Raw genomic sequence first — 12,472 nt, forward strand, 5'->3', positions numbered from 1 at the left:
CCAATTATGCCAGTTCCTCAATTTCGACTTTTTTCTTGACCGCAAAGTCTAAAATTCCCCGCACGTGTTCTGCGGTGCTATCGATGACAGGAGCCGAAATATCTTCCTGCCCCACCAGCAGTCCAAGCTCTGTCGAAGCTAGAATGACGCTATCAGCCCCCTGATCCTGCGCTTTTCTAACAATTTGCAGCAGAGCGCGCCGGGAATCTTCGTTGATCTGCCCGCGGCACAACTCGTTATAAGCAATATCATGAATGACGGTCTGCGCGCCACGGTTCGGGATCACCAGCGATAGCCCATGGTTCTCCTGCAGGCGCTTGATGTAAAAATCCTGCTCCATGATGTAACGCGTTGCGAGCAGGAGTGGTCTGCTACGCCTGGCCCGATGAACGGCATTAGCCGTTGTGTCAGCGATATGAATGAATGGGATCTGCACGCCATCCTGAACAAACGAGGCGACCTTGTGCATTGTGTTGGAGCAGACCACGATGCAATCAGCGCCAGCATGTTCTAACTTCTGGGCGGCCTGCTTGAGGACATTGCCCGCTTCGTCCCATTCACCTTGTGCGACAAGCAGCTCAATCCGAGAGAAATTGAAAGACCACAGTATGAGCTCAGCGGAGTGGAGTCCGCCGAGCCGCAAACGTGACTGCTGATTAAGCAGTCTGTAGTAGGTGGCTGTGCTCTCCCAACTCATTCCCCCTAATAAGCCAATAGTTTTCATAGTTTCCTCGACATAGGACACTCATCTTTAAAACTATGTTGGCAAATTGTGCAGGGTTAGAGAAGGGTGTTTTTTGTGCACCGAGGCCAAAAGCCCAGAATCAAGGCACTCTACAGGTGATATCTTCACCAGCCTGTGCTTCACAGCAGGTCCATTCGGTGTAGTCATCCAGACATGCCTCGCCCCCTATTGAGCGACGATTGCAAAGTCTATTTGTCTGGAAGGTATAGCGATCATCGCGGGCAATATCTGTAAAACGATAGATATGACCATTGGGAGCATCAGGACCGATTGTGACCTGAACTTCGCAAACCCTCATATCATTCCCTTCCAGAGTGATTGAGGTTGCATTGGCTTTCTCACCTAGCGCCAACACGAGGAAAAGAGCCGAAAATGCGAAGAATGCAAACCAGAGGGGACGCTTCAAACACAGGGCCATTGTCTTCACCTTTAGCTTTTGTTTGACTAAAATTAAATCGAAGTGCACTTTCCAATTTCTAAGTCAACGTAGCTGGTGCGGGTAAACTTTGGCCCTAAAGGGAACGGCGTATTTTTATAAGATTAAGCTGAAGCAGATCACGATTAATCTACCCCCACCTGGTCATGCTCAAGCCCGGATCAATTCCCAGTGTATTAATTCCGCGGGCCGCTATTTCTTTAAGCATATCCTCGGTGTTTTGCATTTCTGCATAAAATGGAGGCACTGGCGGTGTGATGATTCCGCCCATCCGTGTCACTTTGAGCATGGCCTCCAAATGCCCTTCATGCAGCGGCGTTTCGCGCGGGACAAGTACGAGCTTGCGACGCTCTTTGAGGATAACGTCAGCTGCACGGGTGAGTAAATTGTCAGAGAAAGAATAGGCTACACCTGACAGGGTGCGCATGGAGCATGGGGTGATGATCATACCATCTGTGTGAAACGAGCCGCTAGCGATGGCTGCTGTCATTTCATCGGGTGCATAGGTGACAGAGGCCAGCGCTGTCAGTTGCTCAATGCCGTCTTCTCCAAGCTCATGCTGAACCGAAGCGACTGCCCCTTTTGAGCACACGAGGTAAGTTTCCACACTCAGCGCCTTCAGTAACTCCAGCGTTTTCAGCGCGAGCTGTGCGCCCGATGCTCCAGATACCCCAACAATGATGCGTTTGCTCATTCAGCTTTCTCACTACTTACGGAAGAGTTCTTCAGTTCGGAAGGGGTGATAGCATCCTTTGGGTGTTCTTTGTCCGGCTTTTCGGAGCTTTGTTTTTTTGGAAGACCTCCGGGGAATAGCTCGTCCCAACGATCTTCCACTTGTTTGGTCAACTCCTCCGGCATGCGCATGACTTCAGGCCAGTCGGTACGCGTTTCAGAGCCAATCTTGGTGGTTGCATCGATACCGAGTTTGCCGCCCAAACCTTCCATGCCGGATGCAAAGTCCAATGTATCGACAGGTGTGCGGTCTAGCACAACCAAGTCGCGGGAGGGGTCCATGCGAGTGGCAACGGACCACATCACATCGCTCCAGCTTCGACAGTCGATGTCTTCATCAACGGTGATGATCAGCTTGGTCATGGTGAACTGGGGCAACAGCGACCACATGCCCATCATCACGCGGCGGGCCTGACCGGGATAGCTTTTCTTGATCTTGAGGACAGCAATCCGGTAGGAGCATGCCTCAGGCGGCAGCCACAGATCGACGACCTCCGGGATTTGCTGCTTCAGCAGAGGTAGGAAAACATCGTTCATGGTTTCAGAAAGGACTGCTGGTTCGTCTGGCGCTCTGCCGGTGAAGGTGCTCATGTAAACTGGGTCCTTGCGGGCACGGATACCCGATACTTTGAAGACCGGGAACTGGTCAGGGTCGTTGTAGTAGCCGGTATGATCGCCAAATGGGCCCTCTTCCGCAGTTTCCGTTGGCTCTGCGAAGCCTTCCAGCACGATTTCTGAGGAGGCTGGCACGTGAAGGTCGATGTGCTTGCAGGGGATTAGCTCGGGCCGACCTCCTGACAGGACTCCGGAGATCATCAGTTCGCTGACATCAGAGGGCGTTGGAATAACGGCAGACAGGATCGTTGCCGGGTCAGCGCCAATGACAACAGCGACTGGCATACGCTCGCCGCGCGCTTGCCACAGGCGGTGATGGGCGGCCCCTCCACGCATGGCGAGCCAGCGCAGGATCGCCTTGTCTTTGCCGATGACTTGCGCACGGTAGATGCCGAGATTGTACTGGGAGGGGTCGTCTTTACCCGGTGGGCGGGTGATGACGATACCCCATGTGATCAAGGGGCCTGCATCGTTTGGCCAACACATCTGGACAGGAAGCTGTTCCAGATCAACCGGCATGTCGATCAAGGCGGAGGACCGCAGGCGTTTGGGGCGGGCCACCCACGCCGCTTTGGCGACGGGCAAGGCGTCGATGAAGCCCTTCAGACCCTTTGGAGGCTGCGGAGAGCGCAGGTAGGCCAGCAGTTCACCCAGAGCTGGAAGCTCATCAGGTGCGCAGCCAAGGCCAAGGGCCACGCGTTCGCGGGTTCCGAACACGTTGGTGACGAGCGGCATGCTGGACTTCGTTCCTGCGCAGGTGATGGCGTTATCGAACTGCAGAACAGGACCGCCCTGCTCTATCACCTGACGATGGATTTCTGTTGCTTCAAACTGCGTAGAAACTGGCGCCTTTACTCTCACGAGCTCCTGCTGAGCATCCAAAACATTGAGAAAGCCGGAGAGTGTTTCAAACTTCTTTTCCGTACGCCAATACATTCCATATCCAGATTACTGGGCAAACTTGGGATCTGTTCGCCGGGTTATCACACATTTGAAGGGTGTTGTCGCTCTGGTCCTTGACCTCCATCAATGATGAGTCCCGCTAGGATTAATAGGAGAGGATACTGATCAGTGGAGATTAAAGTATGTTCTTTAAACCGGACCGAGGCCTGTTTCCTCCTGCCCTGCAAAAAGCTCTCGGCATATTGCCGGTTCCTCCGCTTGGCTTTGCTCTGACCAAGGCTGTACGCCGACTTGCCCGCACGCGCCCGGATTTGTTTGATCGTCTGGACACCTACAAACGCTCGCATTTCATTATCGACCCGGTGGACGTTCCGCATGTCTTCCGCCTGATCCCGAATGGGGAGCATGCGAGTGTTGAACTGTTCAAGCGCAAAGATGCGCCGGAAGGTGCAGCACGCATTTCCGGACCGCTCATTGTTCTGCTCGGGCTGGTGGACGGCACCTATGATGGTGATGCGGTGTTCTTTACGCGCGATCTGGTGATCGAAGGCGATACGGATGCGGTTCTTGCGCTTCGCAACACCATGGAAGAAGCCGATCTCTCGCCAGCCGAGTTTCTGGGTTTCAATGGTCGTTCACGCGAAGTCGTCGATGGAGCAACGAACAAGACACTAGATCATTTGCGCCGACTACTCGACGCACCAACTGCCACTTCCTGAGTGCCGCTGCAGGGTCGTTGTGCCCTGCGCGAACCAAGTGGTTCCCTCTGTTATTTTCTGGAAGGTGTTTTATGCTTGGACAGCGCAACGATAACAATCCGTCGCTGGAACTTGTTTGCCCAGCCGGCACACCCGCTGCTCTGAAAGCTGCCGCCGAAGCTGGCGCCCACAGCATCTATTGCGGACTGCGAAACGAAACCAACGCACGTAACTTCCCTGGCCTGAACTTCTCTGAGAAAGAGCTGAATGCAGGCGTTCGCCTTGCGCACAGACACGGTTCGCATGTGCTAGTGGCTGTGAACACATTTGCGCGGGCTGGTGACACGCATATCTGGAAGCGTGCGGTGGATGCTGTTGCTGCGTCCGGCGCGGATGCGATTATCGCGGCTGACATTGCGGTGCTTGATTATGCGAAGGAGAAGCATCCGGACCTGCGCCTGCATCTTTCCGTGCAAGCTGCTGCGGCAACACCTGAATCCATCAGTTTTTATCAGGACACCTTTGGCGTTCAGCGTGTGGTTCTGCCACGTGTGATGTCGGTTGAAGAGATCGCTAAGCTAAACAAAGAGATCACGGTCGAGACCGAGGTGTTTGTGTTTGGTGGTCTTTGCGTCATGACAGAGGGACGCTGCGCGCTCTCTTCCTATGCCACAGGCAAGTCTCCTAACCTGACCGGCGTCTGTTCGCCTCCGGGCGATGTCTCCTATGATGAGGAAGGCAGCAACCTATATGCCCGTTTGGGCGGGTTTACCATTGACGGGTTTGGTGAAGGCGAGACTGCTGGCTACCCAACACTTTGTAAGGGCCGCTTCAAAGCTGAGGGCGAAACCTCCTATCTCTTTGAAGATCCGGTAAGCTTGAATGCAGCAAGCTTGTTGCCACGCCTTAAGAAAGCGGGCGTGACCGCTTGTAAGATTGAAGGACGCCAGCGCGGTAAAGCCTATATTTCGCAGGTGGTGAAAGCCTTCCGCACTGCTGTGGATGCATTGGATGCGGGCGGAAATGCGGAAGAAGAAGTATCCGCCATGTTGAGCGCTATGACCGAAGGTGGGCGTGAAACCACCGGAGCCTATAAAAAGATCTGGAGATAAGGACCAAGCATGAGCAAGATCGAACTTTCCATTGGTCCAAACTTCTTCAACTGGTCCAACGAAAAACTCGTCGACTTTTATGCCCGCATTGCGGATGAGGCGCCGGTTGAGCGTGTCTATATCGGTGAGGTGATTTGCGGGAAACGCATGCCGTTTAATGACAAGGTATGGCCGGAGATTTACGATCGTCTTTCCAACGCTGGCAAGACCGTTGTGTTCTCCACCATTGCGCTGCCGGTAACGGTTCGCGACCGGAAATCAATCAACGCCCTTTCTGCGGATAGCGAACTGGTTGAAGCCAACGACATTGCCAGTGTTCACAAACGCTCTGGCCAGCCGTTTGTTGGTGGACCGTTCCTCAATATCTACAACGAACAGACGGCGAAGGTTCTCATGAACCTTGGCATGGAAACATTCTGCCCGCCTGTTGAGCTACCGTTGACATCGGTCGAGGCGATTGCGCAGGCGCTTCCAGACCTGACTATCGAGCTGTTTGCCTTTGGTCGCCTGCCACTGGCAGTGTCCGGTCGCTGTTACCATGCTCGTGCTCACAAACTGCACAAGGACAACTGCCAGTTCATTTGTGACCGTGATCTTGACGGTATGGATGTAACCACATTGGACGACCAGAAGTTCCTGTCCGCGAACGGTATCCAGACCCTGTCGCACAGCGTTCAGGCGATTACGCTTGGCCGCGACGAGCTGCTCACCAAGGGTATTGGCCGCTTGCGTCTATCACCGCACAATATTGATATGATTGCGATTGCGGAGATCTATCGTGATCTTGTTGCCGGCAATATTGAAAGCGCGGAAGCGGAAGCACGCTTGCAGGCTCAACCTTTGCCGGGCGCGCTGGCAAATGGGTATGTGACCGGCAAGCCGGGGCATCTCTGGCAAGCTGACTAGGCGGTGAGATTAAGCAAAAAGCGGGACTTTGGTCCCGCTTTTATTTTGCCGGCATCAATCCATCCATGCTGTCAAAGATCATATCGCAGATTTGCTGCAGCGCCACCGCACGTGAGTGCCTGTGATACTCGGCTGCTTCCGCTGCTCTGCCCGCTTTGATCAGTTTCAACAGTTCCCAATGGTCCTGTGCTGAGTTTGCTGGCACGCCATGGTTCTTCAAGAGAAGGTTTCGGGCACGCTGAGACCGGTCCCACAGCGGCTGAAAGACGGTGCCCATGTGCACATTGCCGCTGAATTTTATGATATCCTCATGGAACTTGGTGTCCGCGGAGGCCCAAACGCATGGGTCGCCACGTTCCAGAGCCTCTTCCATCAGGGCGATCGAATCTCCAAGAGTATGGGCCTGCAGTGCATCGATCGGCTTTTCAGTAAGCTTTCGAATTGCAAGCCCTTCAATAACTTCAAGGACTTCGTAGATCTCAGTGATATCGCCCACTGTAATTGGAAGAACGCGCATGCCCTGACGGGAGCGCATGACCACAAGCCCGTCCTTTTGCAGCATCAGCATGGCCTCGCGCACCGGGGTACGGCTCATTTCCAGCTGGGTCGCCGCTTCCTGTTCAAGGACCTGAGTCCCCGGGCCAAGCCGGTTCTCAAGGATCGCTTGTTTCAGTTTGCTATAGGCGATGGAGACGTTGGACGTGGAAGACGGCATTTCCAAAATATCAGTTGGAGCAATGATCGTTTTTTTCTAACACCCGCCCTACGCATTGTCGATATTTCAGCAAGACGATAATAAACTGCCATGCACACATAAAATCGATTTTGCCCAGAGAAATCTTAGATTCTTGCCATTTCCATTAGGCAATATTGATTAGTTTTAGCCGCCTGCCTGCAACACGGTTTAGCTCTGCCAGTAGAGGATTGCATAGTAAAGGAACAGATACCGAGCGACTTTGCCGATTGAGACCAGCACCAAAAAGTTCATAAACTTCATACGCAGTGCGCCTGCAATCACTGTAAGCGGGTCCCCAATAATCGGTACCCAGGCAAACAACATAGAGATTTGCCCGTAACGCTTAAACCAGCGCGTAGCTTTTTTGTAGTGGCGCTCTTTTACTGGAAACCAAGCGCGGTCTTTATAATGCGAGAGAAAGCGTCCGCAGTACCAGTTAAACACTGAGCCCGCGATATTGCCCAGCGAGGCAGCTACAATCAAAATAGCCGGGTTCCAACCACCAACCAGTAGCAGTGCGCTGAGTGCTGCTTCTGATGACCCGGGAGCTAAGGTGGCTGTCAAAAATGAGAATGCAAACAGGCCACCATAAACACCAAGAGCCACCAGCATCTTAAGTAAAACTCCAAACTATTTTATTACTAATATTTCACAGTGTCTTGAGCACTTCCCGCATGCGGACTATGAAAGGGCTCTATTCGAAGATAATGAATTCGGAAATAAGTCATTTCAATTAGTTCCGGAGGACATCATGGATAAGCAACAGAAAATAACTGTCGTCAACATGCATGCGGGCGGTGAACCACTTCGAATTGTCCGAAGCGGCTATCCGGAGATCCCCGGTGATACCATTATGGAAAAGCGCCGTTATGCTCGTGAGAATCTGGATCACCTCCGCCACTTTCTAATGTTTGAACCACGGGGTCATGTCGGTATGTACGGCGCGGTTCTGGTTGAAGCATCCCATCCAGATGCACATTTTGGTGTGCTCTTCATGCATAACGAAGGCTACAGCACCATGTGCGGTCATGCGATACTTGCCTTGGGTCGGTATGCGATTGATCATGGCTTAGTGGAAGCGACCGAGCCCGTCACGGAAGTGCGCATTGAATGTCCTTGTGGTTTGGTGGTTGCGTCGGTTCAGGTCAAAGATGGTGTGACTGGTGCAGTTTCTTTTAATTCCGTACCAGCCTTCCTGCACTCACGTGATGTGACCGTGGAGGTAAACGGGATCGGTGAGCTGTCCGTTGATGTGGCTTATGGCGGTGCATTCTATGGTGTGGTGCCAGCGTATATGTTCGGATTGAATGTTCAGAAATCGCGGACGCGGTATCTTATTGATGCGGCCAATGCGGTGAGCGCCGGCATCCGATCCGTTGTCACCCTTCAGCATCCTGATGACGCCGACCTTGCATTTTTGTACGGCACCATGCTGACCGACGGAAATGACACTTACAGCGCTGACCCAACCGCCAATGTCTTTGTGTTTGCCGACAGTCAGGTGGACCGTAGCCCGACGGGTTCTGGGATAGCAGCACGAATTGCAGCTCAAGCTGCGCGAGGTCTGATCAGCAAAGGGCAGAAACGCCGCTTTGAGAGCCTGATTGGCACGAGCTTTGAGTGCACATATCTAGAGGACACAAAATGCGGCGAGCATGATGCAATCATCGCGAAGGTGGAAGGCAAAGCACATTACAGCGGTGTGGCCTCGTTCTGGCGGGAAGGTGACGACCCGGTCAAAGACGGTTTCTTGCTGAGATAACCTGCTGTAGTGTTTCAGCATCAACCCGGAAAGGTCCACAATGGTCGTTGACCCGAAGCGTTTTCTGAGTGACCTGTTTCAGGCGGCGATTGAGAGAGCACAACCAGAAAAGTGTATTCCGCAATTTCTGCCCAAAGCTCCCAAAGGGCGGCTCATTGTGGTTGGAGCAGGCAAAGCCTCCGCAGCTATGGCACGTGCAGTGGAGGAGCATTGGGAGGGAGAGCTTAGCGGTCTTGTAGTTACCCGCTACGGCTACAAGGTTGCGTGCAAGTCCATCGAGATTGTTGAGGCGGCGCATCCAGTTCCTGATGAAGCCGGTTTGGCCGGCGCACAGCGTATGCTGGAGCTTGTCTCTGGTCTTTCCGAAAACGACACGGTTCTCTGCCTTATCTCCGGTGGAGGCTCCTCGCTTTTGCCTTTGCCATTTGAAGGGCTTACCTTGCAGGACAAGCAGGCCCTTAACAAGATGCTGCTTCGCTGCGGCGCGACCATTACCGAAATGAACTGCGTGCGCCGCCACCTTTCTCTGATCAAAGGCGGGCGACTGGCAGCGGCGTGTTATCCAGCCAAGGTGATCAACCTCCTGATCTCGGACGTTCCCGGTGATGACCCGATCAACATTGCCTCCGGTCCGACCGTTGCCGATCCAACCACCTGCGCGGATGCTCTGGCGATTGTTCAGCGCTATAAGATCCAGCTTCCAACACGGGCCCTGGAGATCCTTGAAACCGGTGAAGGCGAGACACCTGATGCAAGCGACCCGCGTCTTGCGAATGTGGAAACACACATGATCGCGACACCACAACTGGCTTTGGAAACTGCCGCTGCTCTTGCGAAGGAACAAGGCATTCCGGCTTACATTCTTGGTGACAGCATTGAGGGCGAAGCTTCTGATGTAGGTATTGTGATGGCGGGGATTGCACGGCAAGTCGCCTCACACGGTCAGCCTTTCAGCGCGCCTTGCCTGCTGCTGTCTGGTGGAGAAACCACGGTGACAATCAACGGCAGAGGCCGCGGTGGGAGGAATGTGGAGTTCCTGCTTTCTCTGGCGCTTGCTCTGGACGGACAAAAGGGCGTCTTTGCGGTGGCAGGCGATACGGATGGTGTTGATGGAATGGAGGAGATTGCCGGGGCTTACTGTGATGCCACTACGCTTGAAAGAGCATGGCGCAACGGAATCAATCCGCAGCTCTCTCTTGCCAACAATGACGGGCATGGTTTCTTCGAGGCCCTTGGCGACAGCATCATCACCGGCCCTACCCTGACCAACGTCAACGACTTTCGCGCGATCCTGATTGATGAAGCACCGAAGCTTGACACTACGTCCTAAGCTTCGTGCAGCGGGTTAATCGTCCTTCGTGAGGCCTACGCCAATGCGGGTTCTGAGTAGGTTTTCCAGAACCGGTATTGGGTGAGGAACATAACAACGCGGTAGATGAAGTCGGCAATAATTACACCTGCCAGTCCGTAGCTTAGAGAAATTCCGAATATGTACGCCAGTGGCAGGAAGACGAGCCATTGTGTGATTGCCGATACGACCCAGGCGCGCCCGAAGAGCTGGGCGCCTTGCAGGACGTAATTGGTCACGATGCCTGCGATATTGATCGGGAGGATGAGGCAGGAGAGCGCAAAGATTGTGATGAGCTGCGAGTCATCCATAGCTTCGCCGAGCAACAGGAGCAAGATATCCTCCGAGAGGACTATGACGAAGAGAGCATAGATCACCATTGGGTAGACTGCGCCCGAGATAAACTTCAAGCCAAGCTGCTGAGCTCCCACCTGATCTTTGCCACCAACAGCCTGTCCGACCTGATTGATCGCGACACTTCCCAGTGCGTTGGCTACATAAATTGGAATGAGGGTTGCCTGCGTGATCACCTGATAGACCGCAAGAGCCAACACGCTCAGGTGCCCGACAATCCAGTAGCTTGCGAATAGGCCGAGGGCGTAGAGTGTGATCTGCGATGCTGACAGGATGGCCTTGGTCGAAATCTGACGGACCAGAGGAAGTGTCAGGGCACCAAGCCTCAGATTTTGCTGGATGATCGCGTGCAGAGCTGCGCCAGAATAGAGCGCTGCTCCGATTGCGAAACTGAGGAAGCTGCCAAAACCTATCCCCGCGATGCCAAGGTTTGGCGCACCAGCCAGACCGAAGGCCAGCAGGACTGTGGCTACAGCATTGATGACCTGAATTGCAATGGCGATATAGAAGACAATCCAGGATTTGCCGATGGAGATCAGCAGGCCTCTGGTATTGCCGCAGACATAGTAGAATGGCGTTGTGTAGAGAAGAAACTCCAGATACTGCCTCGCGGCAGCTCTGACCTCCTCATCCGGGTTCATGAACCTAAGAATATCCTCCATGAAATAAATGGAGGCGGCAGTCAGGAGGGCCGCTAAGCCCACACCCATGATCATACAGACAATGAAGGCGTCGAGGATTTCATTGTTCTTACGGCTGGTGAGGAACCCGGCGGTGAACGACTGGATTGCGACTGAAAAGCCATTTGAGAAAGAAAACAGAACAAAGAACAACATGCTGCAAATGCCAACTGCAGCAACTGCGGGTGCGCCGAAGAAGCTGGAGACGTAGGTGTCAATCCAACTGGTAAACAAGGCGGCGCTGCCGGTGAGGAAAAGCGGCAATGCCCGCAAGTACATATGCTTAAATGAAATCATTGAGGCTTAAACAGTCAAAAAAGAGTAGCGCGTGAGCAAATCAATTTGAGCAGCATACACCGTTCTGAATGGAGCAATAGACAAAATACGTAATAGCCCTAGGTCTTGTGTATGATGAAGAGCGCGGCGTGACTGTGTGCGCTGCATTTGGTGAGCTCGCTGCGCGCGCAGGCAGAAAAATTGAACAGCGAGTTATTTAGTATCAGCAGTTAAGTACATCCCGTCTATCGGATGCACTCATATGAAAGCGCTCTTTTTTGGGTCTTAATTTGCTGCCAATCTGAAGTAGAAATTTCTCGGAGGTTCGCACTGCTTTCGGGATCGCGAGATAAATTGCCGGTTATTTGAGTGCATCGCACGGGAAGTACAGGAGCCAGATGGATCATGACTTTTTCGCTCATAGCTAAGGACCCTGAAGACGGCGCGATTGGTATCGCTGTCGCGAGCCGATTCTTTGCCTCTGCCGCACTTGTTCCGTATGTCGGGCGGTCTGTTGCGGTCGCCTCGCAAGCCTTTGTAAATCCTGTTTGGGGCGTTGAAGGACGGACACGTCTTGCGAACGGCGAGCATGCGGCAGATGTCCTCGCAGACCTCATTAAAAGAGATACCGGAGAAGCAGTGCGCCAGTGTCATATGCTGGACAAGAACGGTGACTTTGCCTGCCATACGGGCGGCGAATGCGTTGTTTGGGCTGGGCATCGCTTGGGAAAGTACCATTCTGTGGCCGGGAATATGCTGGAAGGAGAAAGTGTGGTGGAGGCTGTCTTTTCCACCTATGAGGAATCTGATGCCCTCCCCTTTGCTGAGCGCATGCTGGCTGCGATGAAAGAAGGAGAGGCAGCTGGTGGCGACAAACGTGGCAGACAGTCGGCCGGTCTCGTTATCCATCGCGGGCAAGACTACCCTTGGCTCGACATTCGGGTGGATGACCACGACGATCCGCTTGCCGAATTAGATAGGCTGCTGGATGTCGCCAAAGAACGCTATCTGTATCTGGCTGATTTTTTTGCTACCCAAGACGTCTTCTCCCGAAAGCTCGCGTGGGCGGGATTGGAAGAGACAATGATGGAGGCCGAAGCCAAACGCTTGGCGAGCGGCTGGGTGAGCAGATCTAAAGCGACTTCCAAAGAACCGTGATGTTCAGAGCA

13 protein-coding genes are annotated in these 12,472 nt (G+C 53.4%); 6 read left to right on the plus strand and 7 right to left on the minus strand.

Annotated features, from left to right (window positions below):
• Positions 1-4: 4 nt before the first annotated feature.
• The 4 genes from IE076_RS05035 to IE076_RS05050 all read right to left on the minus strand — a co-directional run bounded on the left by IE076_RS05035 (position 5) and on the right by IE076_RS05050 (position 3,464).
• The gene (locus tag IE076_RS05035; RefSeq protein ID WP_189435701.1) at positions 5-724 is read right to left on the minus strand and encodes an aspartate/glutamate racemase family protein; all 720 of its coding nucleotides are present in this window, start codon (positions 722-724) and stop codon (positions 5-7) included.
• A 100-nt stretch (positions 725-824) separates the two neighbouring features.
• Positions 825-1,163, minus strand: coding sequence for a hypothetical protein (locus tag IE076_RS05040; protein WP_209008876.1), 339 nt, complete (start codon positions 1,161-1,163; stop codon positions 825-827).
• Between the two features lie 148 nt (positions 1,164-1,311).
• Positions 1,312-1,875, minus strand: coding sequence for a UbiX family flavin prenyltransferase (locus tag IE076_RS05045; protein WP_189435702.1), 564 nt, complete (start codon positions 1,873-1,875; stop codon positions 1,312-1,314).
• Entirely contained in the window at positions 1,872-3,464 is a 1,593-nt protein-coding gene (locus tag IE076_RS05050; RefSeq protein ID WP_189435703.1) for a UbiD family decarboxylase, read from the minus strand. Before IE076_RS05050 ends, IE076_RS05045 begins: the two co-directional genes overlap by 4 nt.
• Positions 3,465-3,613: 149 nt before the next feature.
• On the opposite strand from IE076_RS05050, the gene ubiT reads away from it, so the two are divergent.
• The 3 genes from ubiT to ubiV all read left to right on the plus strand — a co-directional run bounded on the left by ubiT (position 3,614) and on the right by ubiV (position 6,147).
• Positions 3,614-4,150 (plus strand): ubiquinone anaerobic biosynthesis accessory factor UbiT, encoded by a 537-nt coding sequence (gene ubiT, locus IE076_RS05055; protein ID WP_189435704.1) that lies wholly within the window; start codon positions 3,614-3,616, stop codon positions 4,148-4,150.
• A gap of 71 nt (positions 4,151-4,221) precedes the next feature.
• On the plus strand, positions 4,222-5,241 hold the full coding sequence (ubiU, locus tag IE076_RS05060; RefSeq protein WP_189435705.1) for a ubiquinone anaerobic biosynthesis protein UbiU: 1,020 nt from the start codon (positions 4,222-4,224) through the stop codon (positions 5,239-5,241).
• Positions 5,242-5,250: 9 nt separating this feature from the next.
• Positions 5,251-6,147: a ubiquinone anaerobic biosynthesis protein UbiV gene (gene ubiV / locus IE076_RS05065; RefSeq protein WP_189435706.1), complete on the plus strand. Its 897-nt coding sequence runs from the start codon at positions 5,251-5,253 to the stop codon at positions 6,145-6,147.
• A 40-nt stretch (positions 6,148-6,187) separates the two neighbouring features.
• Here the strand turns inward: ubiV and IE076_RS05070 are convergent, their stop codons facing one another.
• Positions 6,188-6,862, minus strand: coding sequence for a GntR family transcriptional regulator (locus IE076_RS05070; protein WP_189435707.1), 675 nt, complete (start codon positions 6,860-6,862; stop codon positions 6,188-6,190).
• A 189-nt stretch (positions 6,863-7,051) separates the two neighbouring features.
• Complete coding sequence (locus IE076_RS05075) at positions 7,052-7,495, minus strand: YqaA family protein (RefSeq protein WP_189435708.1); 444 nt, start codon at positions 7,493-7,495, stop codon at positions 7,052-7,054.
• 139 nt (positions 7,496-7,634) lie between these two features.
• Between IE076_RS05075 and IE076_RS05080 the strand changes: the two genes are divergently transcribed.
• Entirely contained in the window at positions 7,635-8,645 is a 1,011-nt protein-coding gene (locus tag IE076_RS05080; protein WP_189435709.1) for a proline racemase family protein, read from the plus strand.
• Positions 8,646-8,685: 40 nt separating this feature from the next.
• The gene (locus tag IE076_RS05085) at positions 8,686-9,975 is read left to right on the plus strand and encodes a glycerate kinase type-2 family protein (protein ID WP_189435710.1); all 1,290 of its coding nucleotides are present in this window, start codon (positions 8,686-8,688) and stop codon (positions 9,973-9,975) included.
• 35 nt (positions 9,976-10,010) lie between these two features.
• Here IE076_RS05085 and IE076_RS05090 read toward each other — a convergent pair whose 3' ends face one another.
• Complete coding sequence (locus IE076_RS05090; protein ID WP_189435711.1) at positions 10,011-11,324, minus strand: MATE family efflux transporter; 1,314 nt, start codon at positions 11,322-11,324, stop codon at positions 10,011-10,013.
• A 384-nt stretch (positions 11,325-11,708) separates the two neighbouring features.
• Between IE076_RS05090 and IE076_RS05095 the strand changes: the two genes are divergently transcribed.
• Complete coding sequence (locus IE076_RS05095) at positions 11,709-12,461, plus strand: DUF1028 domain-containing protein (protein ID WP_189435712.1); 753 nt, start codon at positions 11,709-11,711, stop codon at positions 12,459-12,461.
• Positions 12,462-12,472: the final 11 nt, after the last annotated feature.

The organism is Pseudovibrio japonicus (assembly GCF_014651595.1).
In the GTDB taxonomy this organism is placed as follows: domain Bacteria; phylum Pseudomonadota; class Alphaproteobacteria; order Rhizobiales; family Stappiaceae; genus Pseudovibrio; species Pseudovibrio japonicus.

Coding starts and splice junctions, on each gene's coding strand:
- IE076_RS05045 (WP_189435702.1), bottom strand. CDS start 1,875: ATGAGCAAACGCATCATTGTTGGGGTATCTGGAGCATCGGGCGCACAG.
- IE076_RS05050 (WP_189435703.1), bottom strand. CDS start 3,464: ATGTATTGGCGTACGGAAAAGAAGTTTGAAACACTCTCCGGCTTTCTC.
- IE076_RS05080 (WP_189435709.1), top strand. CDS start 7,635: ATGGATAAGCAACAGAAAATAACTGTCGTCAACATGCATGCGGGCGGT.
- ubiT (WP_189435704.1), top strand. CDS start 3,614: ATGTTCTTTAAACCGGACCGAGGCCTGTTTCCTCCTGCCCTGCAAAAA.
- IE076_RS05095 (WP_189435712.1), top strand. CDS start 11,709: ATGACTTTTTCGCTCATAGCTAAGGACCCTGAAGACGGCGCGATTGGT.
- IE076_RS05075 (WP_189435708.1), bottom strand. CDS start 7,495: ATGCTGGTGGCTCTTGGTGTTTATGGTGGCCTGTTTGCATTCTCATTT.
- IE076_RS05035 (WP_189435701.1), bottom strand. CDS start 724: ATGAAAACTATTGGCTTATTAGGGGGAATGAGTTGGGAGAGCACAGCC.
- IE076_RS05085 (WP_189435710.1), top strand. CDS start 8,686: ATGGTCGTTGACCCGAAGCGTTTTCTGAGTGACCTGTTTCAGGCGGCG.
- IE076_RS05040 (WP_209008876.1), bottom strand. CDS start 1,163: ATGGCCCTGTGTTTGAAGCGTCCCCTCTGGTTTGCATTCTTCGCATTT.
- ubiV (WP_189435706.1), top strand. CDS start 5,251: ATGAGCAAGATCGAACTTTCCATTGGTCCAAACTTCTTCAACTGGTCC.
- ubiU (WP_189435705.1), top strand. CDS start 4,222: ATGCTTGGACAGCGCAACGATAACAATCCGTCGCTGGAACTTGTTTGC.
- IE076_RS05090 (WP_189435711.1), bottom strand. CDS start 11,324: ATGATTTCATTTAAGCATATGTACTTGCGGGCATTGCCGCTTTTCCTC.
- IE076_RS05070 (WP_189435707.1), bottom strand. CDS start 6,862: ATGCCGTCTTCCACGTCCAACGTCTCCATCGCCTATAGCAAACTGAAA.